Annotated in this window: 17 protein-coding genes; 5 read left to right on the forward strand and 12 right to left on the reverse strand. The window is 67.9% G+C overall.

The features are described from left to right. Positions 1 to 66: 66 nt before the first annotated feature. The 4 genes from dnaG to bpln_RS28565 all read right to left on the reverse strand — a co-directional run bounded on the left by dnaG (position 67) and on the right by bpln_RS28565 (position 4,168). Complete coding sequence (gene dnaG / locus bpln_RS28550) at positions 67 to 1,947, reverse strand: DNA primase (protein ID WP_055140703.1); 1,881 nt, start codon at positions 1,945 to 1,947, stop codon at positions 67 to 69. A 52-nt stretch (positions 1,948 to 1,999) separates the two neighbouring features. Further along, the gene (locus tag bpln_RS28555; RefSeq protein ID WP_055140704.1) at positions 2,000 to 2,446 is read right to left on the reverse strand and encodes a GatB/YqeY domain-containing protein; all 447 of its coding nucleotides are present in this window, start codon (positions 2,444 to 2,446) and stop codon (positions 2,000 to 2,002) included. A gap of 184 nt (positions 2,447 to 2,630) precedes the next feature. Next, on the reverse strand, positions 2,631 to 2,843 hold the full coding sequence (rpsU, locus tag bpln_RS28560) for a 30S ribosomal protein S21 (RefSeq protein WP_006479415.1): 213 nt from the start codon (positions 2,841 to 2,843) through the stop codon (positions 2,631 to 2,633). 77 nt (positions 2,844 to 2,920) lie between these two features. Then, complete coding sequence (locus bpln_RS28565; RefSeq protein WP_148654273.1) at positions 2,921 to 4,168, reverse strand: BaiN/RdsA family NAD(P)/FAD-dependent oxidoreductase; 1,248 nt, start codon at positions 4,166 to 4,168, stop codon at positions 2,921 to 2,923. A 223-nt stretch (positions 4,169 to 4,391) separates the two neighbouring features. On the opposite strand from bpln_RS28565, the gene tsaD reads away from it, so the two are divergent. Beyond that, positions 4,392 to 5,432, forward strand: coding sequence for a tRNA (adenosine(37)-N6)-threonylcarbamoyltransferase complex transferase subunit TsaD (gene tsaD, locus bpln_RS28570; RefSeq protein WP_042628507.1), 1,041 nt, complete (start codon positions 4,392 to 4,394; stop codon positions 5,430 to 5,432). Positions 5,433 to 5,529: 97 nt separating this feature from the next. On the opposite strand, the gene folE2 is transcribed toward tsaD, so the two are convergent. The 4 genes from folE2 to bpln_RS28590 all read right to left on the reverse strand — a co-directional run bounded on the left by folE2 (position 5,530) and on the right by bpln_RS28590 (position 9,655). Further along, positions 5,530 to 6,336: a GTP cyclohydrolase FolE2 gene (gene folE2 / locus bpln_RS28575; protein WP_042628508.1), complete on the reverse strand. Its 807-nt coding sequence runs from the start codon at positions 6,334 to 6,336 to the stop codon at positions 5,530 to 5,532. Positions 6,337 to 6,490: 154 nt separating this feature from the next. After that, on the reverse strand, positions 6,491 to 8,395 hold the full coding sequence (dxs, locus tag bpln_RS28580; RefSeq protein ID WP_042628509.1) for a 1-deoxy-D-xylulose-5-phosphate synthase: 1,905 nt from the start codon (positions 8,393 to 8,395) through the stop codon (positions 6,491 to 6,493). 85 nt (positions 8,396 to 8,480) lie between these two features. Further along, on the reverse strand, positions 8,481 to 9,365 hold the full coding sequence (locus bpln_RS28585; RefSeq protein WP_055140706.1) for a polyprenyl synthetase family protein: 885 nt from the start codon (positions 9,363 to 9,365) through the stop codon (positions 8,481 to 8,483). Further along, positions 9,362 to 9,655, reverse strand: a complete 294-nt coding sequence (locus tag bpln_RS28590; protein WP_042628511.1) for an exodeoxyribonuclease VII small subunit — start codon at positions 9,653 to 9,655, stop codon at positions 9,362 to 9,364. The genes bpln_RS28585 and bpln_RS28590 overlap by 4 nt, the downstream gene beginning before the upstream one ends. 270 nt (positions 9,656 to 9,925) lie before the next feature. Between bpln_RS28590 and bpln_RS28595 the strand changes: the two genes are divergently transcribed. Together bpln_RS28595 and bpln_RS28600 are read left to right on the forward strand one after the other, a co-directional pair. After that, the gene (locus bpln_RS28595; protein ID WP_042628512.1) at positions 9,926 to 11,032 is read left to right on the forward strand and encodes an aromatic ring-hydroxylating oxygenase subunit alpha; all 1,107 of its coding nucleotides are present in this window, start codon (positions 9,926 to 9,928) and stop codon (positions 11,030 to 11,032) included. Positions 11,033 to 11,135: 103 nt separating this feature from the next. After that, positions 11,136 to 12,005 carry a sulfurtransferase gene (locus bpln_RS28600; protein WP_042628513.1) on the forward strand — a complete coding sequence of 290 codons (870 nt, stop codon included), beginning with the start codon at positions 11,136 to 11,138 and terminating at the stop codon, positions 12,003 to 12,005. Positions 12,006 to 12,020: 15 nt separating this feature from the next. Here the strand turns inward: bpln_RS28600 and bpln_RS28605 are convergent, their stop codons facing one another. From bpln_RS28605 to polA, 3 genes are all read right to left on the reverse strand, one after another. Further along, positions 12,021 to 12,896 (reverse strand): dienelactone hydrolase family protein, encoded by an 876-nt coding sequence (locus tag bpln_RS28605; protein WP_042629561.1) that lies wholly within the window; start codon positions 12,894 to 12,896, stop codon positions 12,021 to 12,023. A gap of 252 nt (positions 12,897 to 13,148) precedes the next feature. Next, positions 13,149 to 14,525: an NAD(P)/FAD-dependent oxidoreductase gene (locus bpln_RS28610; RefSeq protein ID WP_055140707.1), complete on the reverse strand. Its 1,377-nt coding sequence runs from the start codon at positions 14,523 to 14,525 to the stop codon at positions 13,149 to 13,151. 210 nt (positions 14,526 to 14,735) lie between these two features. After that, positions 14,736 to 17,486, reverse strand: coding sequence for a DNA polymerase I (polA, locus tag bpln_RS28615; protein ID WP_042628515.1), 2,751 nt, complete (start codon positions 17,484 to 17,486; stop codon positions 14,736 to 14,738). Between the two features lies 1 nt (position 17,487). Between polA and bpln_RS28620 the strand changes: the two genes are divergently transcribed. Continuing rightward, entirely contained in the window at positions 17,488 to 18,255 is a 768-nt protein-coding gene (locus bpln_RS28620; protein WP_042628516.1) for an LOG family protein, read from the forward strand. Between the two features lie 183 nt (positions 18,256 to 18,438). On the opposite strand, the gene bpln_RS28625 is transcribed toward bpln_RS28620, so the two are convergent. After that, a complete protein-coding gene (locus tag bpln_RS28625) occupies positions 18,439 to 20,589 on the reverse strand; it encodes an FUSC family protein (protein ID WP_055140708.1) in 2,151 nt (716 codons plus the stop codon). Positions 20,590 to 21,142: 553 nt separating this feature from the next. On the opposite strand from bpln_RS28625, the gene bpln_RS28630 reads away from it, so the two are divergent. After that, entirely contained in the window at positions 21,143 to 21,382 is a 240-nt protein-coding gene (locus bpln_RS28630; protein WP_042628518.1) for a hypothetical protein, read from the forward strand. The last annotated feature ends 82 nt before the right edge of the window (positions 21,383 to 21,464 follow it).

Below are 21,464 nucleotides of genomic sequence, written 5' to 3' on the forward strand. Positions count from 1 at the left end.
CTTGTATTATAACACGCTGGGGGTAAGCCTCTCCCTTCCCCCTCTCCCTTTCCATTAATGACTCGTTTACAGTCCGAGCCGCGCCTTCATTTCGGTGCGCGCGCGGTTCAGTCCGACGAGCTCGGCCAGTTCCTCCGGGGATGGCTTCGAGATCCTCGCCAGCTCGTTGCAGCGGTCGTTACAGGCGTCGTAGCGCATCTTCAGCACGGCCGCCTTCAGTTCCTCGCCCGCGATCCGCTCCCGTTCCCGCACGATTTCCTGCACGTCGCCGCCCTCGGGGGCCTCCGACATCAGGTCACGGACGTTTTCATCATAGTCGAGAATTTCGCGAATGATTTCGTCGAAGGTTTCCGCGTTCGCCGAACTGCGCAGAACGTCGGGCAACAGCCGGAATTCCGCCGCATCGCCCAGTTCGCGCGCGTGGCCGAGCACCTCGTCGAACAGTTCCCCATTTCTCGGCAGGCCGCGCAGCGTGCCGACCTCGTCGTCGTCGAGCAGCAGCGCGATGCGCGGATGCATGATCAGGTTGCGCAGCGCGCGCTTTTCGTGATCGGTCACACGCCGGCGGTCGTTGCGCGCGGGCGCCTGGCGCACCGGCGCGGGAATCCGCGAATCGACGTCGCTCAGGGCCGCCACTTCCTCGAATGGGATGTCGAGGCGGTCGGCGAACATGTGCATGATCTGCGCGCGCAGCGCGTTCGCGGGCAGCGCCTGCAGCAGCGGCTTCGCGTCGAACAGCGCCTTGGCGCGCCCTTCCGGCTGGTCGAGTTCCTTGTCGTGGATCGCCTCGTTGAGCAGGAATTGCGACAGCGGCATGGCGCGGCGCACCTGCTCGGAAAACGCGTCGGCGCCGAACTCGCGCACGTAGCTGTCCGGGTCGTGCTCGGCCGGCAGGAACAGGAAGCGGATCGTCCGGTTGTCGGCCGCGTGCGGCAGGCAGGCCTCGAGCGCGCGACGCGCGGCGCGGCGGCCGGCCGAATCGCCGTCGAAGCTGAACACCACGGTATCGGTCTGCCGCAGCAGCTTCTGCACGTGGATCGGCGTGCAAGCCGTGCCGAGCGTGGCCACCGCGTTCGGGAAGCCGAGCTGCGCGAGCGCGACCACGTCCATGTAGCCTTCCACCACGAGCACGTACTTGTGCTCGCGGATCGCGAGACGCGCCTCGAACAGCCCGTATAGCTCGCTGCCCTTGTTGAAGAGCGGCGTCTCCGGCGAATTGAGGTATTTCGGCTCGCCGGAATCGAGCACGCGGCCGCCGAAGCCGATCACGGCGCCCTTCACGTTGCGGATCGGGAACATGATCCGCTCCCGGAACCGGTCGTAGCGGCGCGCGGTGCCCTGCGCGTCGGTCTTCTCGCTGACGATCACGAGCCCGGCGTCGACCAGTTCCTCGCGCCGGTAGTCCTCGAACGCGCCTTCCAGGTTCTGCCAGCCATCGGGCGCGTAGCCGAGCCCGAAGCGCAGTGCGATCTCGCCGGTGAGGCCGCGCTTCTTCAAGTATTGGATCGCGTTCGGCGCGCCGCGCAGCTGCTTGCGATAGTAGTCGCAGGCGGTCTGCATCACGTCGGTCAGCGCCGTGGTCACCGATTTCGACGCGGCCGGCAGCGGCGCGCCCTCGCCGCCGTAACCGCCACCGCCTCCGCGCATCGGCGACGGCTCGCGCGGCACGCTCAGCCCGACCGATTGCGCGAGCTGCTCGACGGCCTCGGGGAACGTGAGCCCGGCGTGCTCCATCAGGAAGCCGATCGCGGTGCCGTGCGCGCCGCAGCCGAAGCAGTGATAGAACTGCTTGGTCGGGCTGACGGTGAACGACGGGCTCTTCTCGTTGTGGAACGGGCACAGCCCCATGAAGTTGGCACCGCCCTTCTTCAACTGGACGTAACGGCCCACCACGTCGACGATATCGACGCGGTTGAGCAGGTCCTGAAGGAACGAATGCGGAATCATGATGGCGGTATCGGCTGGGCGCGTCGGGCACGGCGCGCGTGCCCGGCCTCGCTCACTTGGCGAGCGCCGCCTTGGCGAGCCCGGCCACGGCCGTCATGTCGGCCTTGCCGGCCAGCCGGGTCTTGAGCGCGGCCATCACGCGGCCCAGGTCCTGCGGGCTGGACGCGCCGAGCTCCACCAACACTTCCTGCACGGCGTCGGCCACTTCGGCATCGGACAGCTGCGCCGGCATGTAGGCGATCAGCACCGCCATCTCGGCCTGCTCCTGCGCGGCCAGGTCGTCGCGACCGGCGGCCTGGAACTGCGAGATCGAATCCTTGCGCTGCTTCAGCATCTTGTCGACGATCGACGTCACGCCGGCATCGTCGAGCGTGATGCGCTCGTCGACCTCGCGCTGCTTGATCGCGGACAGCAGCAGACGGATTGCGCCGAGCCGCAGGCTGTCCTTCGCGCGCATCGCGGTCTTCATGTCTTCGCTGATCTGGTCTTTCAAACTCATGGATTCACCCGGGTGAGGAAAAAACATCGGACGCCGGAATGCCGGACCTCAACACAAAAACCCGCTTGAGAGTGTCTCAAGCGGGTTTGCTCGAATCCGGCATCAACAGCCCGCAGGATGGGACCACCGGCGCGCCGCCCGGCCAGCCCGGCGACGCTTCGATATACGGTGACTCGCGCCGCTCTCAGTAGAGCTTCTTCGGCAGCGTCTGGCTGCGAATGCGCTTGTAGTGACGCTTCACGGCGGCCGCTTTCTTGCGCTTGCGCTCGGCCGTGGGTTTCTCGTAAAACTCGCGAGCGCGAAGCTCGGTCAACAAGCCGTTCTTCTCGATCGTGCGCTTGAAGCGGCGCATCGCGACTTCAAAAGGCTCGTTTTCTTTAACGCGAATGATCGTCATGACCCGTCACAGAAAAAGGAGTTCACGGAGAAAGGATTCGGAGTATAGCAGACAGGTTGCACAAATGCACTATCCCGTCAAGCACTTCTCGCCAGCTCCGCGGCGGCCTGTCCGGCGGCCACGCCCGAGGCCCAGGCCCACTGGAAGTTGTAGCCGCCGAGCCAGCCCGTCACGTCGACCGATTCGCCGATGAAGAACAGGCCGGGCACCCGCGCGCTCATCATCGTCGCCGACGACAGCTCGCGCGTGTCGACGCCGCCCTTCGTCACCTCGGCCTTGCGGTAGCCCTCGGTGCCGTCGGGCACCAGCGTCCAGCGCGACAGCGCCGCGCCGACCTGGCGCAGCGCCTTGTCCGGCAGGTCGGCGAGCCGCGCGTCGGGGGCGATCCGCTGCGTCTCGAGCCAGACCTGGGCGAGCCGCGCGGGCACCCATTCGGACAGCAGCGCGCCGATCTGCCGCCTGGAGCCCGACTTGGCCTCGAGCAGCGCGGCGGTGGCGTCCTCGCGCGGCAGCAGGTCGATGTGGATCGGCTCGCCGGGGCGCCAGTAGCTCGAGATCTGCAGGATGCCGGGGCCGGACAGGCCGCGGTGCGTGAGCAGCAGGTCCTCGACGAACTCGCCGCCGTCCTTCCTGCCGCCGGTCGCCACGCGCACCTCCAGCGACACGCCCGACAGCACCGCAAACGGCGCCCAGTCGGCCGCCGCGAAGGTCAGCGGCACCAGCGCCGGGCGCGTGTCGATGAGCTTGTGGCCGAACTGCTTGGCGAGCCGGTAGGCGAAATCGGTCGCGCCGATCTTCGGGATCGAGAGCCCGCCGGTGGCGACGATCAGCGCCTTCGCGCCGATCGCGCCAGCGTTCGTGTCGAGCGTGAAACCGGCGCCCTCGGCGTGACGCACCGCCTCCACGGCCACCGGCCGCCGCCAGGCGACGCGGCCGGCGTCGCACTCGGACTTCAGCACGTCGATGATACCGTCGCTGAGCTGGTCGCAGAACAGCTGGCCCTTGTGCTTCTCGTGCCAGCTGATGCGATGCCGCGTCAGCAGCGCGAGGAAATCGCGCGGCGTATAGCGCGCCAGCGCCGAGCGGCAGAAGCGCGGATTCTGCGAGAGATAGTTGTCGGGGCCGGCGTTCAGGTTCGTGAAGTTGCAGCGGCCGCCGCCCGAGATCCGGATCTTTTCCGCCAGCCGCGGCGAATGATCGATCAGCACCACCCGGCGCCCGAGTTGTCCGGCCACGGCCGCGCTCATCATGCCGGCCGCGCCCGCGCCGATCACGGCGATATCGAAATTTTCCATGGCGCGGATTGTAACCGCCCTCACCACCATCACCGGCCGGCCGCGGACGGCCGGCGCCTCGTGTCCGTGGCCGGCATCGGCCGCCGAGACCGATCGGGAACGGCACTCACGGCCGACGACCACTTTTCGGCCCGGCATTGCCGCCGCCCGGCCGGCACGCCGGCCATGCGCGCCCTGGGCGCCGAACCGGGACGCGCTGGTATACTGCCCGGTTGCCATTGCCTATCCGGCCACCCGGCCGCTCCACCGAACCATGCTTGTCCTCGGCATCGAAAGCTCGTGCGACGAAACCGGCCTCGCGCTCTATGACACCGGGCGCGGCCTCGTCTCGCACGCGCTCCACTCGCAGATCGCGATGCACCGCGAATACGGCGGCGTCGTGCCCGAACTCGCCTCGCGCGACCACATCCGCCGCGCGCTGCCGCTGCTCGAGCAGGTGTTCGCCGAGGGCGGCGCGCGGCGCGAGGACATCGACGCGATCGCGTTCACGCAAGGCCCGGGCCTCGCGGGGGCGCTGCTGGTCGGCGCGAGCATCGCGAACGCGCTGGCGATGGCCTGGGACAAGCCCACCATCGGCATCCACCATCTCGAGGGGCATCTGCTCTCGCCGTTGCTGGTGGAGTCGCCGCCGCCGTTCCCGTTCGTCGCGCTGCTGGTCTCGGGCGGCCACACGCAGTTGATGCGCGTGACCGACGTGGGCGTCTACGAGACGCTCGGCGAGACGCTCGACGACGCAGCCGGCGAGGCATTCGACAAGACCGCCAAGCTGATCGGCCTCGGCTATCCGGGCGGCCCGGAAGTCTCGAAGCTGGCCGAACGCGGCATCCCGGGGGCGGTCGCGCTGCCGCGGCCGATGCTGCATTCGGGCGATCTCGACTTCAGCTTCAGCGGCCTGAAGACGGCCGTGCTCACGCAGATGAAGAAGATCGAGGCGAGCGGCGCGACAGGCGAGGCGCTCGACGCGGCGAAGGCCGACCTGGCGCGCGGCTTCGTCGACGCGGCCGTCGACGTGCTGGTCGCCAAGTCGCTCGCGGCGCTGAAGCAGGCGAAGCTGAAGCGCCTGGTGGTGGCGGGCGGCGTCGGCGCGAACCGGCAGCTGCGCGCGGCGCTGTCGGCGGCCGCAAAGAAACGCGGCTTCGAGGTCCACTACCCCGATCTCGCGCTCTGCACCGACAACGGCGCGATGATCGCGCTGGCCGGCGCGCTGCGCCTCGCGCGCTGGCCCGGGCAGGCGAATCGCGACTACGCGTTCACCGTGAAGCCGCGCTGGGACCTGACCTCGCTCGCGCGCTGAACGGCACGAACGCCAGCGCCCCAAAAAAACAGAACCCCTCGTCACGACGAGGGGTTTTTCGTTTCGGCACACCGCGGAGGCGGCGGCATGCATCGCGTCAGGCAATCCGCTTGTCGCGCTCGATCAGCGCGTAGGCGCTGTGGTTGTGGATCGACTCGAAGTTCTCGGCCTCCAGCACGTAGGCGGCGATCCGCTCGTCCGCGTCGAGCCGCTGCGCGACGTCACGCACCAGATCCTCGACGAACTTCGGGTTCTCGTAGGCACGCTCGGTGACGAACTTCTCGTCGGGGCGCTTGAGCAGCCCCCACAGCTCGCACGATGCCTCTTCCTCGGCGATCCGGATCAGGTCCTCGGCCGGCACGTCGGCGTTCAGTTCGGCGTCGATCGTCACGTGCGAGCGCTGATTGTGCGCGCCGTACTGCGAGATCTTCTTCGAACACGGGCACAGGCTCGTGACCGGTACGAGCACTTTCAGGAACAGCCGCGTGACGCCGTCGCGAACGTCGCCCGCCAGCGTCACCTGATAGTCGAGCAGGCTCTTCACGCCCGACACGGGCGCCGTCTTGCGCACGAAATACGGAAATGACACCTCGATACGGCCGGCCCGCGCCTCGAGCCTGACGAGCATCGACGCGAGCAGGCCGCGAAACACCCCGGCTGTCAGCGGCTGATCGTTTTCCTCGAGCAGCGCCACGAAGCGAGACATGTGCGTGCCCTTCTGGTCGGCCGGCAGATGCACGTCGAGGTTCCACGTCCCGACGCTCGGCTGAATCTCGCCGGCGGCGCCGCGCACGGTCAGCGGATGCCGCACCGCCTTCACGCCGACGCGCTGAATCGGGATCTGCCGCGTGTCGACGGTGCTCTGCACGTCGGGCATCGCGAAGCCGGGGTTCATCTGGTTCATTGGATTCGATCCTTGTTATTGCGTCGCGCGCCGGAGCCAACGCGCGCCATCACATGAAAACGGTACGCCGGAAATGCAACATGGGCCCGCAGGCCCATGTTTTCCGTTCCGGATGCGACGGAGGGGCCGCCGAGCGGCCCTGCCATCCGTTGCGTCAGGCCACCCGCTTCGCCTGCTTGGCGAGCTCGGCGGACTGGCTCAGGAAGCGCTCGCGAATTGATTTCGCGATGCCCGCCGCATCGAGGCCGCACAGCGACAGCAGCTTGGCCGGGTCGCCGTGATCGATGAAGCGATCGGGCAGGCCCAATTGTAGTACGGGCCGGATAACCCCACTTTCCATCAGGGCTTCCACGCAGGCCGAACCGGCCCCGCCCTGCACGCAGCCTTCCTCGACCGTCACGAGGTAGTCGTGCGTCTCGGCGAGTTCGCGGATCAGCTCCGCGTCCACCGGCTTCACGAAGCGCATGTTGGCCACGGTGGCGTCGAGCTCCTCGGCCGCCGCGAGCGACGGCGCGACCATCGTGCCGAACGCGAGGATCGCCACGCGCTTGCCCTCGGGCTGCGCCGAGCGGCGGCGCACTTCGCCCTTGCCGACCGGCAGCGCCGTCATCGCCTTCACGGTCGGCACGCCGGCGCCGGCGCCGCGCGGATAGCGCACGGCCGTCGGGTTCGGCTGCTGCACCGCCGTGTAGAGCATCTGGCGGCATTCGTCCTCGTCCGACGCGGCCATCACCGTCATGTTCGGGATGCAGCGCAGGAACGCGAGATCGTAGGCGCCCGCATGCGTCGCGCCGTCGGCACCGACCAGGCCGGCGCGGTCGATCGCGAACACCACCGGCAGGTTCTGCAGCGCAACGTCATGGATCAGCTGGTCGTAGGCGCGCTGCAGGAACGTCGAGTAGATCGCCACCACCGGCTTGAGGCCTTCGGTCGCGAGGCCGCCCGCGAACGTCACGGCGTGCTGTTCGGCGATGCCGACGTCGTAGTAACGGTCGGGGAAGCGCTTCTCGAACTCGACCATGCCCGAACCCTCGCGCATCGCCGGCGTGATACCGACCACGCGCGCGTCGAGCTCGGCCATGTCGCAGAGCCACTCGCCAAACACCTGCGTGTAGGTCTTCTTGGCGGGCGTCGCCGACGGCTTGATGCCTTCGGCCGGATTGAACTTGCCCGGGCCGTGGTAGAGCACCGGATCGGCCTCGGCGAGCTTGTAGCCCTGGCCTTTCTTGGTGACCACGTGCAGGAACTGCGGGCCGCGCAGTTCCTTGATGTTCTGCAGCGTCGGGATCAGCGAATCGAGGTCGTGTCCGTCGATCGGGCCGATGTAGTTGAAGCCGAATTCCTCGAACAGCGTGGCCGGCACGACCATGCCCTTCGCGTGCTCCTCGAGCTTGCGCGCGAGTTCGAGCACGGGCGGCGCGACGCTCAGCACCTTCTCCACGCCGGCACGCGCGGCCGCATAGAAACGGCCCGACATAAGGCGCGCGAGATGGCGGTTCAGCGCGCCGACCGGCGGCGAGATCGACATGTCGTTGTCGTTGAGGATCACGAGCAGCTTCGCGTCCTCCGACACGCCGGCGTTGTTCATCGCCTCGAACGCCATGCCGGCCGTCATCGCGCCGTCGCCGATCACGGCGATCGAGAAGCGGTCGTCGCCATTCAGCTGGCTGCCGATCGCCATGCCGAGCGCGGCCGAGATCGAGGTACTCGAGTGCGCGGTGCCGAAGGTGTCGTAGACCGACTCCGAGCGGCGCGGGAAGCCCGAGATGCCGTCGAACTGGCGCAGCGTGTCCATCTGGTCACGGCGGCCGGTCAGGATCTTGTGCGGATAAGTCTGGTGACCGACATCCCACACGATGCGATCGTTCGGCGTGTTGAACACGTAGTGCAGCGCCAGCGTCAGTTCGACGGTGCCGAGGTTGGACGACAAATGGCCGCCCGTCTTCGACACGCTGTCGAGCACGAACGCGCGCAGCTCGTCGGCGAGCGGTTGCAGTTGGCGGCGATCGAGGCGGCGCAGGTCCGCCGGATCGTCGATGGTTTTCAGCAGGTCGTACATCGTCGTTCCATTGTAGGAAATCAAACGCGCCCGCACTCCTTCGCGCGCCTTCTTGCAAGGCCAGGCGCGGCGGCGGGCTTTCGCGTCAGCTGACCCGGTTCACTACCAGGTCGGCGAGTTCGGCGAGGCGCTGCGCGCGCGCGCCGAACGGTTGCAGCGCCGCGTGCGCATCGGCACGCAGCTGCGCGGCCAGCTCGCGCGACGCATCGAGACCGATGATCGACACGTAGGTGGGCTTGTTGGCCGCCGCGTCCTTGCCCGCCGTCTTGCCGAGCGTGGCGGAATCAGTCGTGACGTCGAGAATGTCGTCGACCACCTGGAACGCGAGGCCGACCGCGGCCGCGTAGGCGTCGAGCGCGCGCATCGTGTCCTCGGTCGGCGTCTCGCCAGACAGCGCACCCATACGCACCGAGGCACGCAGCAGCGCGCCTGTCTTCATCCGGTGCATCGTCTCGAGCTGTTCGCGCGTCAGCGTCTGGCCGACGCTGGCGAGGTCGATCGCCTGCCCGCCGGCCATGCCGATCGAGCCGCTCGCGAGCGCCAGCTCGCGCACCAGCGCGGCCTGCTGCTGCGGCGAGAGCGCGGCGGCATCGGTCAGCGCGACGAACGCCTGCGACTGCAGCGCGTCACCGACCAGCAGCGCGGTCGGCTCGTCGTACTGCACGTGGACGGTCGGCTTGCCGCGACGCAGCGCGTCGTCGTCCATGCACGGCATGTCGTCGTGGACGAGCGAATAGACGTGGATCATCTCCAGCGCGGCCGACGCGGCATTGCTGGCCGCCTCGCTCGCGCCCGTCAGCTCACCGGCCGCATGGCACAGCAGCGGCCGCACGCGTTTGCCCCCACCCATCACGGCATAGCGCATCGCTTCGTGAAGCGTGCCGGGAACCACCGTCTCGGCCGGCAAATAGTGGCCAAGCGCATCTTCGACGCGCGCCAGCACCGCGCGCATCCATTGTTCGAATGTCATAGATCGTCGTCTTCGCCGTCCGTAGCGGCCACGCCGGTGGAGTGCGGCTTCAGCGCGGCCCCGTCGAGCACGCGCACCTGCTGCTCCACCTTGTCGAGCTGCTGTTGGCAAAACGCAACAAGGACTGCGCCGCGGCGATACGCGCCGAGCGAATCCTCGAGGCTCAGGGTCCCGCCCTCCATCCGTGCGACCAGCGTCTCAAGCTCCTCGAGCGCCGTTTCGTAGGAAGCCGGCGCCGAATCGGAGCCGGCGCCCGACGCCGCAGCGTCCGGAGTTGCGTTTTTCGCCATGGGACGAGGTGTCAAATTTAAAAACAAGTCGGACATTCTACGGCAAAAGCGGAATCGAGGCCCCGTCCGCGTGACCGATCCGCCCCCGTCAACGTGGCGCGCCCTACAGGGGCAAGGCGAAATGTCGCAAGCAGCGGTCGAAATTTTGACACAAATCAGGCACTTAACTTACCCCTCGGAGGTAGTCCCGGGTATAATCATCGGTTCCCCTAAATCGATTCTTCGATGGTTGGGTTGTTCACTGCTTTCACGCTTTCACCGGGAGTGGGAATGTCCAATCTGAGCGACGCGCTGCAGTTGAAGTCGGCATCCAGCCAACTTCCAGCCACGGCTTATTTCGACGAGGCGCTTCTGGCGCGTGAAGTCGAGACTCTCTTCAGGCAAGGACCTCGTTACATCGGGCACGAGTTGATGGTGCCCGAAGCAGGAGATTATTTTGCGCTGCCGTCCGAAAAGGAAGGCCGCGTGCTGGTGCGCAACCAGGAATCCCGCATCGAGCTGCTTTCCAATGTCTGCCGTCACCGGCAGGCGATCATGCTGAACGGCCGCGGCCACACGAACAACATCGTGTGTCCGCTGCACCGCTGGACCTACGATCTCGATGGCCAGCTGCTCGGGGCGCCGCACTTCCCCGACAAACCCTGCCTGAACCTGAACAGCACCCCGCTGCAGAACTGGCAGGGCCTGCTGTTCGAGGCCGAAGGCCGCAACGTTGCCAAGGATCTCGCGAACCTCGGCACGCGCCATCACTTCAACTTCTCGGACTACCTGTTCGATCACGTCGAAGTGCATGAATGCGACTACAACTGGAAGACGTTCATCGAGGTCTACCTCGAGGATTACCACGTCGTCCCGTTCCATCCGGGCCTCGGCAGCTTCGTGTCCTGCGACGATCTCAAATGGGAGTTCGGCGACTGGTACAGCGTGCAGACGGTCGGCGTGCATAACGCGCTCGCCAAGCCGGGCAGCCCGACCTACCAGAAGTGGCACGAGCAGGTGCTGCGCTTCCGCGACGGCGTGCCGCCGGAGTTTGGCGCGATCTGGATGGTCTATTACCCGGGCCTGATGATCGAGTGGTACCCGCACGTGCTCGTGGTGTCGTGGCTGATCCCGCGCGGCCCGCAGAAGACGACCAATATCGTCGAGTTCTATTACCCCGAGGAAATCGCGCTGTTCGAGCGCGAATTCGTCGAGGCGGAACGCGCGGCCTACATGGAAACGGCGGTCGAGGACGACGAGATCGCACTGCGCATGGATGCGGGCCGCCGCGCGCTGATGGAGCGTGGCGAGTCGCAGGTCGGGCCCTACCAGAGCCCGATGGAAGACGGCATGCAGCACTTTCACGAGTTCCTGCGCCGCAAGTTGGGCGCGATCTGACGCGCTAGGCATCGCATCGGCGGGACCCGCAAAAGACAGGCTTCGGCCTGTCTTTTTTGTTTAGACTTGTTGGTTCCCGCCCGTTTCCCCCGCAGGAGCTACCATGTCCCACACTCATTACACGACGCTCATCTCCGCCGACAATCTGGCGGAACGTCTCGCCGCCGCGCCGGACAGCGTCCTCGTGTTCGATTGCCGCTTCGATCTGACCGATTCCGACGCCGGCGCGCAAGCCTACGCGGCCGGCCATCTGCCCGGCGCGCGCTACCTGAACATCGACCGCGACCTGTCCGGCCCGAAGACGGGCAGCAACGGTCGCCATCCGCTGCCCGCGCGCGAAACGCTGGTCGCGACGCTCGCCGCGCAGGGCCTGCACGCGAACCAGCAGGTGGTCGCCTACGACGCGCACGGCGGCATGTACGCGGCGCGGCTGTGGTGGCTGCTGCGCTGGCTCGGCCACGATTCGGTGGCGGTGCTCGACGGCGGCCTGCAGGCGTGGCAGGCGGCGGGCGGCGCGCTCACGCGCGACGTGCCGGCCGAACGCGCCGGCGATTTTCGCGCGCAGCCGCCGCTCGCGACCGTGATCGACGCGGCGGCCGTGGTCGCCAACCTCGCGTCGAAAGCGCGGCTGGTGGTGGATGCGCGTGCCGCGGACCGCTATCGCGGCGAGAACGAGACGCTCGACCGCGTCGGCGGCCATATCCCCGGCGCCGTGAACCGCTTCTTCAAGGACAACCTGAACCCGGAAGGCCGCTTCAAGAGCGGCCACGAACTGCGCGACGAATGGGTGGGCGTGATCGGCGACCAGCCGGCCAACAACGTGATCCTGCAGTGCGGCTCGGGCGTGACGGCCTGCCATAACGCGCTGGCCATGGAAATCGCCGGGCTCCACAACCCGCTGCTGTACGCGGGCTCGTGGAGCGAATGGAGCGCGGACCCGTCGCGGCCGGTCGCGACCGGCCCGAATCCCTGATCCGCGCTCACGGCGTCACATGACGCCGTACTTGTGGAACCACGCGAGCGCGCGCTTCCAGCCGTCCTCGGCATCGGCCTTCACGTAGCTCGGCCGGTAGTCGGCGAAGAATGCGTGCGCCGCATCCGGATAGGCGAGGATCTCCGACTCGCGGCCGGCCTGCGTGCCGCTCGCGAGCAGCTTGCCGCGCATCTGGGCCAGAGTGTCCTGCGCAATGCTGTCGTCCTTCGCGCCATACAGGCCGAGCACCGGCCCCTTCAGGTCGGCCGCGTGGTCGATCGGATTGAACGGCGTCATCTCGTTGCGATCGCCGACCACCTTGCCGTACCAGGCCACCGCCGCGCGCACGTGCGGATTGTGCTCGGCGAACAGCCAGGCCTGACGGCCGCCCCAGCAGAAGCCGTTGACGCCGAGTCGCGTCAGATCCCCGCCGTTCTTGCCGGCCCACGCGACCGTCGCGTCGAGATCCTCGCTGACCTGACGATCGGGCACCTTGCTGACGATCGCCTCGTAGAGGCCCTGGATGGTCGGATATTTCGACGGATCGCCCTGTCGCGCGTACAGGTCCGGCGCGATCGCGAGATAGCCGAGCTTCGCAAAGCGGCGGCAGACGTCGGCGATGTGCGCGTGGACCCCGAACACCTCGTGGATCACGACGATCACCGGCAGGTTGCTCTTGCCGTCCGGCTGCGCGCGGTAGGCGGGCACGCTCGCGTCGCCCGAGCGGATCTCGACCGTGTCGCAGTCGAGGCCGTTGCTGTCGGTCGTGATCGTTTGTGCGGACACCGGCAGCACCGCGGCGGCGAACGAGCCGCCGAGCGCCGCCTGCACGAAGCGGCGGCGACTGAACGGGACGTGCGGAACGAGACTGTCCACTTCGGGTTTCAGCATGGAGGGCTCCTGGTTATTCAGCGCGGCGGTGGCACCGGGGCACGGCGGCGACACCGGGGATTCGAACGGGCGCTGACGGGAACGGCGGACATCCATCCGTCCCCGTTCGCCCGGAACCCGCACACGATGCCGAAACATGGCCGGCGCCGTCAACTGTTTCGCGCACGCCGTGCCGCCCGCCGGCCGCCTGTCAGCGCGCCGCCAGCCCGGCGTCAGCGAGGCGCCAGCCGGCGGCCGGCGCCTCGCGGCCGGTCAGTGCAGCTTCACGCGCGGCAGCGTCGAGCGGCGCAGCCAGTGCGCGACGGTGTCGAGCATCATGCGCGGATAGCCATGCAGCGCAGCAATATGAAGCCGGTACAGCGACATGTACATGAAGCGCGCGAACAGCCCCTCGATCAGCATGTTGCCGCCGATCAGGCCGCCCATCAGGCTGCCGACCGCGCTGAAGTGGCCGAGCGAGACCAGCGAGCCGAAGTCGCGATAGGTGAACGACGGTAGCGGCCGCCGTTCGAGCCGGCAGGCCAGCGCGCGCAACAGGAAGCTGGCCTGCTGGTGCGCGGCCTGCGCGCGCGGCGGCACGCCTCGATCGGAGCCGACCCAAGCGCAGGCGGCGCAGTCACCGAGCGCGAACACGTCGTCGTCGAGCGTGGTCTGCAGCGTCTGGCGCACCACGAGCTGGCCCAGTCGGTTCACCTCGAGGCCGTCGAGCCGCGACAGCAAGGCCGGCGCCTTGATGCCGGCCGCCCAGACCGTCAGGTCGGCGCGCACCGTCTGGCCGCTCGCGGTCCGCACGAGCCCCGGCGCGACCTCGGTCACGCGCTCGCCCATCATCAGCCGCACGCCGAGCTTGCCGAGCAGTTCGGCGGTCGCGTTCGACACGCGTTCGGGCAGCGCGGGCAGGATGCGCGGCCCCGATTCGATCAGCACGATGCCGACGTCATGCTTCGGGTCGAGCTTGTGCAGACCGTAGGCGGCCAGGACCTGGGCGGTGTTGCGCAACTCGGCGGACAGCTCCACGCCGGTCGCGCCGGCGCCGACGATCGCGACCTGCACGCGCGGTTCGGCCGGTGCCGCCAGCTGGAGCGACTCGGGCAGCTCCGGCATGACGGCCGTCTGTACGGGCTCCGGCTCCGGGACGCGGTATTCGGCGCGGATGCAGGCCGCGATCAGGCGCTTGCGGAAGCGCTCGGCCTCGCCCACGGTGTCGAGCGCGATCGCGTGCTGCTGCGCGCCGTCGACGCCGAAAAAGTGAGTGGTGCTACCGATCGCGATGACCAGCGTGTCGTATTCGAGCACGCGCTCGGGCATCAGTTCAAGGCCGTCGCTGTCATGTACCGCGGCCACCACGACGCGGCGCGCGCCGCGATCGATCGAGGTCAGCTCGCCCTGCTGGAACTCGAAGCCATGCCAGCGCGCCTGGGCGGCATATTCAAGCTCCTGTGTAAAAGGGTCCATGCTGCCCGCGGCCACCTCGTGCAGCAGCGGTTTCCAGATGTGGGTCGGATAACGGTCGACCAGCGTGACCAGCGCGCGGGCCTCGCGCCTGCCGCGCGCGCCGTAGCGGTCGCCAAGCCGGGTAGCGAGTTCGAGCCCGCCGGCGCCGCCGCCTACGATGATGAAACGATGCATCAATCCCCCTTTCGCGGTTCGGGAACGCATGCGGCCGGGCGGCGACGTGGCATCGCGGACGGCCGGCAGCCGGCGCGTCCGCTTCGCGGGATGGCGATGTGCGGTGCGCGCCCTGGGTGCCCGCCGCAGGAATCGTGCCTCGGGTATCAGGTGTCGTTCGCGCGGCGGCGCATCGGGCGGCGGCGTGCGCGGCGGCCCGTGCCATACCGGTCAGTGGGCTTCCTCCCAGTTGTCGCCGGCGCCGACCTCGGCCACCAGCGGCACCTTCAGCTTCGCGACGCCGCCCATCATCTCGGGCAGCTTCTCGCGCACCAGCGCCAGCTCGGCGTCGGGCACCTCGAGCACGAGTTCATCGTGGACCTGCATGATCATGCGCGAGCGCAGGCCGTCGCGCTCGAGCCAGCCGTCGACGGCGATCATCGACAGCTTGATCAGGTCGGCAGCCGTGCCCTGCATCGGCGCGTTGATCGCGGCACGCTCGGCCGCCTGGCGGCGCGGGCCGTTGCCGCCGTTGATCTCGGGCAGCCACAGGCGTCGGCCGAACACGGTTTCGACGTAGCCCTGCGCCTTGGCCGACGCGCGCGTGGTTTCCATGTAGTTCGCCACGCCCGGATAACGCGCGAAATAGCGGTCGATGTAGAGCTTGGCCGCGTCGCGCGTGATGCCGAGATTCGAGGCGAGGCCGAACGCGCTCATGCCGTAGATCAGCCCAAAGTTGATCACCTTGGCGATGCGGCGCTGGTCGGTGCTGACCTCGAGCGGCGTCACGCCGAACACCTCGGCAGCCGTCGCGCGGTGGATGTCCTCGCCCTGCGAGAACGCGCGCAGCAGCGATTCGTCGCCGGAGATGTGCGCCATGATGCGCAGCTCGATCTGCGAATAGTCGGCCGACACGATCTTGCAGCCCGGCGCGGCGATGAACGCCTCGCGGATGCGCCGGCCCTCGGCCGTGCGCACGGGAATGTTCTGCAGGTTCGGATCGTTCGAGGCGAGCCGCCCCGTCACGGCCACGGCCTGCGCGTAGTTGGTATGGACGCGGCCCGTGCTGGCGTTGATCATGCGCGGCAGCTTGTCGGTGTAGGTGGACTTCAGCTTCGACAGGCCGCGATGTTCGAGCAGCAGCTTCGGCAACGGGTAATCCTCGGCGAGCTTCTGCAGCACTTCCTCGTCGGTGGACGGCGCCCCGCTCGGCGTCTTCTTCACCACCGGCAGCTGCAGCTTCTCGAAGAAGATCTGGCCGATCTGCTTCGGCGAGCCGAGGTTGAATTCGCCGCCCGCGAGCGTGTAGGCCTCGCCTTCCAGCTCGATGAGCCGCGCCGCGATCTCGCGGCTCTGCACCTCGAGCCGGCCGCTGTCGATCAGCACACCGGTGCGCTCCATCCTGCGCAGCACGAACGACACCGGCAGCTCGATCTCGGCATAGACGCGCTTCAGGCCCGCTTCGCGCTCGACCTGCGGATACATGGCGCGATGCAGTTGCAGCGTGATGTCGGCATCCTCGGCCGCGTAGGCGGCAGCCACGTCGAGCGCCACTTCGTCGAAGCCGATCTGCTGCGCGCCCTTGCCCGCCACTTCCTCGTACTTGATCGTCTTGACGCCGAGATGGCGCAGTGCGAGGCTGTCCATGTCGTGCGTGCGATGCGATTCGAGCACGTAGGATTGGAGCAGCGTGTCGTGCTCGACGCCATTCAGCGCGATGTCGTAATTGGCGAGCACCTGCGCGTCGTATTTCAGATGCTGGCCGACCTTCTTGCGCGCCGGATTTTCGAGCCATGGCTTGAGCCTGGCGAGCACCTCGTCGCGCGGCAGCTGCTCGGGCGCGTCGGGGCCGCGATGCGCGACCGGCACGTAGGCGGCGCTGCCGGGCTCGGTCGAAAGCGACAGGCCGACGATCTGCGCGACCATCGGGTCGAGCGAAGTCGTCTCGGTGTCGAACGAGGTCAGCGCGGCCGCGTCGATCTTCGCGAGCCACGCGTCGAACTGCGCCCAGGTCTGCACGGTTTCGTAGTTGCGCTCGATCTCGGCGGCGGCCGGCACCGGATCGATGCCTTCGGGCGTCGGCTCGACGCCGTCCTCGGGCATCGCCTCGAGCTCGCGCCGCCAGGTCTTGAAGCCGTAGGTCTCGAAGATCGGCAGCAGCGCGGCGCGCGACTCGCTACCGGTGGCAAGCGACGCCTCGATCGACTCGACCTGCGGCTTCAGTTCGCAGGCCGTCTCGACCGTCACGAGCTTGCGCGCGAGCGGCAGGAAATCGAGCGCGCGGCGCAGGTTGTCGCCGACCACGCCCTTGATCTCGGCCGCATGCTCGACGACGCCGTCGAGCGTCTGGTATTGGGTGAGCCATTTGACGGCCGTCTTCGGGCCGCACTTCTCGACCCCGGGCACGTTGTCGACGGTATCGCCGATCAACGAAAGGTAATCGACGATACGTTCGGGCGGCACGCCGAACTTCGCGACCACGCCGTCGCGATCGAGCAGTTCGTTCGTCATCGTGTTGACGAGCGTGACATGGCCCGTGACGAGTTGCGCGAGATCCTTGTCACCGGTCGAGATCACGACCTTCATGCCATGCAGCTCGGCCGCGTGCGCGAGCGTGCCGATCACGTCGTCGGCCTCCACGCCCTCGATCATCAGCAGCGGCCAGCCGAGCGCGCGCACGGCCTCGTGGATCGGCTCGATCTGCAGCGCGAGATCGGGCGGCATCGACGGGCGGTTCGCCTTGTAGTCGGCATAGAGATCGTCGCGGAACGTTTTGCCCTTGGCATCGAACACGCACGCGCTATACTCTGCACGGACTTCCTTGCGCATGCGGCGCAGCATGTTGATGATCCCGTAGAGCGCGCCAGTCGGCTCCCCACCCGGCCCGCGCAGATCGGGCATCGCGTGGTAAGCCCGATAGAGATAGCTCGAACCATCCACCAATAGCAGGGTCTTACCTTCCAGGTTCCGTTCTTCAGGCATTATGAATAAGAGAAAAGTGATTCCGAGCTTGCGTTCGCTCGCAGATCAAGAACGCGCGACGGCCAAGAAAGCCCGCGCATCGTGGCAGATGTTCACGATTATGGCAGAGTTTATTGAGGCGACCGAGTACCTGTCGGAGATCCGCCCTGCCGTCAGCATCTACGGTTCGGCACGCCTGAAGGCCGATTCCCCGCACTATCAACTGACCATGCAGATCGCGCGCAAGCTCTCCGATGCGGGCTTCGCGGTGATCTCCGGCGGCGGTCCCGGCATCATGGAAGCGGCGAACCAGGGCGCCCACGCGGGCAAGGCGCCGTCGGTCGGCCTCAACATCGAGTTGCCGCACGAGCAGTCGGGCAACAACTATCAGGACATCTCGCTGCGCTTCCGCCATTTCTTTACGCGCAAGGTCACGTTCGTGAAGAATTCCGACGCGGTCGTCGTGATGCCGGGCGGCTTCGGCACGCTCGACGAGCTGTCCGAGGTGCTCACGCTGATCCAGACCAAGAAATCGCGCCTCGTGCCGATCATCCTGGTGGGCAGCGAATTCTGGCAGGGCCTGCTGCAATGGTTCCGCGACCAGCTGATTCCGATGGGGCTGATCAACCCGGACGACATGAACCTGATGCAGGTGATCGACGATCCGGACCAGGTGCTGGAAGCCGTGCTCGCCTTCTACGAGGACACCGGCGAGGACAGCAGCGCACCGGAAGCCCCGGAGCAGGAACGCGACGAGCGTGGCGACGACGACCGGATGTTCTATCTGTAACCGTCGAGCGGCTTGATCCGTCCGGACGGGCGACGCGCAACGCGTCGCCCGTTTTTTTCGGGCATGCGGCGGCGGGCAGTGGCGGGCTCGGTGGCGAAATATTTCGCACTACGATGTATTTCCGGGGAGGCGCCTCACCACGCGAGGGGGCGCGGCGTCCCGCTCGCCGCGCCGCATGCCGTTTCAGCCCGCGCGCCGCGCCGGCACCGCGCTGCGCCGCGCGAGCGGCCCGTCGTCGAGTTGCAGGTCGCCGATCAGGCGCTGCAGCAGCGCGATCTGCCCGACCGCGTCCATCTCGAGCTGCGCGAGCTTCTCGCGCGGCGGCAGCGGACGGCGCGGCGGCACGCGGCCGGTGGCGAGCATCGTGTCGATGTCGTCGCTCGCGGCGGCCACCCATTCGACCAGGTCGATCTCCATGCGCGGCCCACGCACGCTGGCGCGCAGATGCGCGGCGGTGCCGGCCATCCGGCGCAGCAGCCCCAGCACCGTGGAGGCGGCCGTGTCGAAGCGCGTGTCGTCGAGCCGTTCGAGACGAATCCGGTTGAACGCCTCTTCCGCGTTGTTGCTGGCGAGCCCCGCCTCGCGGCGCAGGCGTTCGGCCTCGCGGTTCGCGCGGCCCGGCGCCTCGATCGCGTCGACCAGATAGCGCAGGTTCGCCGCGATCGCGGCGGCCAGCTGGCCGCGAATGTCGATCTGCTCGCGCGTGGGCCACAGCACGAAGGTCGCGACGAGCGCGATCACGCAGCCGAGCACGTTGTTGCCGAGCCGCGTCAGCGCATAGGACAGCTCGTTCGCGGCCGGCATCGCGAAATCGGCCACCAGCACGAAGGTGGGCGTGAGGAACAGCACGAACAGGCTGTAGCTGACGGGCCGCAGCGCCATGGTCGCGCAGACCAGCGGGAACACCACCAGCGAGATGCCGATCGGCGAATGCACGGCGAGCCCGATCGCGGCCGCCAGCAGGCCGCCGACGATGCTGCCCGCGGCGCGCTCGACGCTGCGCGGCCAGGTGCCGGCGATCGACGGCTGCAGGATCAGCAGCGTCGCCATTGTCGTCCAGTAGCCGAACGGCACGCCGAGCAGCCGCACCACCAGAAAGCCGAGCGTGGTGGCCACCGAGACGCGTGCCGCGTGCCGCAGCCCGATCGACTTCCACGACAGGTTCGCGAGCAGCGTCACCCAGGCGCGCGCGAGCACCACGCGCAGGCTGCGCGTCCACGACATCTGCCGGCGCGGCAGGTGCGCGAGATCGGACGGATCGGGTTCCAGCTGCAGGGCCATCGTCATCGATTCGCCGAGCGCCGCGTCGAGCCCGCGCGCAAAGCGGCGCAGCCGGCGCTGCAGCGCGTCGGGCCGCTCCCACGGCGCCTCGTCGATCGCGTCGCCGGTACGATGCAGCAGCTCGGCGATGCCGGCCAGCACGCGCGAGGCGCGGCGCGGATCGCGCAGCGTCTGCCGGCCGCGCTGACAGACGCCCGCCACCGCGATCAGGTGCGCGAACCAGCGCTCGCCGTCGGCCACCGCGATCAGCAGGTTCGCATACGACTCGCGCCGGTCCGTCTTCGCCACCGGCATGCGCGCGAGCGTGCGGCGCGCCGCCTCGAGCGCCGAGCGCGCGTCGGAGCGGTATTTCGCGGCATGCATTTCCCACGCGCGCTGCGTCTGTTCCGCGTCCGTCAGCAGGCGCGAGGCATCGAGCGCGATATCGGCGAGCCGCACGTAGATGCCGCGCACCGCGGCACGGCTCTGCGCGAACGGATGGATGCGCCAGATCGTCAGGCTCAGCACGATCGCCAGCACGCAGCCGACGAAGTAGACGCCAAGGAAGGCGAGCCCGTCATGCCAGTCGTGCATTGGCCGATCGGCCATCACCACGCAGGCGGTGGCGGCCAGGATCGTCACCTGCGCGGTGGCGGCGCCCCAGATCCGGCCCAGCGCGCCGAGCGAGGTGAACACCAGCACCGCGAGCAGCGCGGCGACGGTGCCGACGCCGGAAGTGAACGCGGTGATGCCGCCGCAGAGCGTGGACAGCACCGCGAAACTCGCCATCGACGCGAAACGCGTGCGGTTCGAGCCCGCCGCGTCGGCCAGGCAGGTCCAGAACGCGCCGATCGCGGCCCAGGCGAACTCGGGCTCGTGCAGCAGGTTGCCGGCCACCAGCATCGCCGTCGACGCGCAGGCGGCGCGCAGCCCTTCCGCCAGGCTCGCGTCGTTGACCGCGAACGACACCATCCATAGCGGCCGGCGGCGCGACCAGGCGCCCGCGAGCACATTAAGCGTCCTCAGGCGGGTCGTGACGACATGCCTGAGGCGATGGTGTAGATGGCGAAGCATTGCGAATTCGATGAGGAAACGGGTGGTGGCGCGGATGAAAACCGGTGGAGGCGCGGTGCGTGTTCTTACACAACGGCCGACGCCCGAAATCGATGATAAGGGAAAACCCTTGATTTTCGTCAATCTTCGTCGACGGGGTGCATGACCGACAACCCAAGCAACCTCGGCAGCCTGTCAGGCAGCGCCATCGTAGCGGACCCGCGCGACGTTTTCATGGATTACCCGCTGAAACACTTGCCCGGATTCGTAACGAGGCGTATCCGGAGGTGCGTCCGTTTGCCGCCGAGGACTGGGCGTCCGCCGGCGCGGCCCGCTCCCGGCCTGTCGCGGGGACCGGCCGCCTTGGCGCGGGCCGAGCGGTCGTCAAACGGGGACCGATGACTGATCGTCCAAAAAAATCCAAGGTTACAAATCCACACGCCAATTAATCCGCCCCATCTCCAGACTGAATTCCGTGCCGTGACCGCCGCAGGCAGCGCAGCCGAAGCCGAGGCAGCCTTGCAAATTCGACGCGGCGGCCACCTTTGATCCACGTTTCGAGGAGAAAAAGACCATGAAACAACGCAATCTGATCGCCACGACGCTCGTCGCTGTTGGTATCGCGCTCTCCAGCGCCGCCGCGCACGCGGAAGTCGTCGTCACGCCGGGCGGCCCGACTGTCGTGATCGGCTGGCATGGCGACCGTTACTGGGACGGCCACCGCTACTGGGAACGCCAGGAGTGGATGGACCATCACCGCCACGACCGCCCGCACTGCCCGCCGGGGCACTGGGGCCACAATGAGTGCCGCTGACCGCGGCATGGTCGCGACGCGGTAAGCGCAGCGACTCCCCCGCCTGACAAAGCCGCCCGGAACGATCCGGGCGGCTTTTGTT

It is taken from the genome of Burkholderia plantarii, from assembly GCF_001411805.1.
Lineage (GTDB): Bacteria > Pseudomonadota > Gammaproteobacteria > Burkholderiales > Burkholderiaceae > Burkholderia > Burkholderia plantarii.

What these genes read in the sequence shown, in the direction of transcription:
- bpln_RS28565 (WP_148654273.1), bottom strand. Translation starts at nt 4,168, where the DNA reads ATGGTGGTGAGGGCGGTTACAATCCGCGCCATGGAAAATTTCGATATC.
- folE2 (WP_042628508.1), bottom strand. Translation starts at nt 6,336, where the DNA reads ATGAACCAGATGAACCCCGGCTTCGCGATGCCCGACGTGCAGAGCACC.
- bpln_RS28625 (WP_055140708.1), bottom strand. Translation starts at nt 20,589, where the DNA reads ATGCTTCGCCATCTACACCATCGCCTCAGGCATGTCGTCACGACCCGC.
- bpln_RS28620 (WP_042628516.1), top strand. Translation starts at nt 17,488, where the DNA reads ATGAATAAGAGAAAAGTGATTCCGAGCTTGCGTTCGCTCGCAGATCAA.
- bpln_RS28585 (WP_055140706.1), bottom strand. Translation starts at nt 9,365, where the DNA reads ATGACATTCGAACAATGGATGCGCGCGGTGCTGGCGCGCGTCGAAGAT.
- bpln_RS28555 (WP_055140704.1), bottom strand. Translation starts at nt 2,446, where the DNA reads ATGAGTTTGAAAGACCAGATCAGCGAAGACATGAAGACCGCGATGCGC.
- bpln_RS28630 (WP_042628518.1), top strand. Translation starts at nt 21,143, where the DNA reads ATGAAACAACGCAATCTGATCGCCACGACGCTCGTCGCTGTTGGTATC.
- bpln_RS28610 (WP_055140707.1), bottom strand. Translation starts at nt 14,525, where the DNA reads ATGCATCGTTTCATCATCGTAGGCGGCGGCGCCGGCGGGCTCGAACTC.
- bpln_RS28600 (WP_042628513.1), top strand. Translation starts at nt 11,136, where the DNA reads ATGTCCCACACTCATTACACGACGCTCATCTCCGCCGACAATCTGGCG.
- rpsU (WP_006479415.1), bottom strand. Translation starts at nt 2,843, where the DNA reads ATGACGATCATTCGCGTTAAAGAAAACGAGCCTTTTGAAGTCGCGATG.
- bpln_RS28605 (WP_042629561.1), bottom strand. Translation starts at nt 12,896, where the DNA reads ATGCTGAAACCCGAAGTGGACAGTCTCGTTCCGCACGTCCCGTTCAGT.
- dnaG (WP_055140703.1), bottom strand. Translation starts at nt 1,947, where the DNA reads ATGATTCCGCATTCGTTCCTTCAGGACCTGCTCAACCGCGTCGATATC.
- bpln_RS28595 (WP_042628512.1), top strand. Translation starts at nt 9,926, where the DNA reads ATGTCCAATCTGAGCGACGCGCTGCAGTTGAAGTCGGCATCCAGCCAA.
- bpln_RS28590 (WP_042628511.1), bottom strand. Translation starts at nt 9,655, where the DNA reads ATGGCGAAAAACGCAACTCCGGACGCTGCGGCGTCGGGCGCCGGCTCC.
- polA (WP_042628515.1), bottom strand. Translation starts at nt 17,486, where the DNA reads ATGCCTGAAGAACGGAACCTGGAAGGTAAGACCCTGCTATTGGTGGAT.
- tsaD (WP_042628507.1), top strand. Translation starts at nt 4,392, where the DNA reads ATGCTTGTCCTCGGCATCGAAAGCTCGTGCGACGAAACCGGCCTCGCG.
- dxs (WP_042628509.1), bottom strand. Translation starts at nt 8,395, where the DNA reads ATGTACGACCTGCTGAAAACCATCGACGATCCGGCGGACCTGCGCCGC.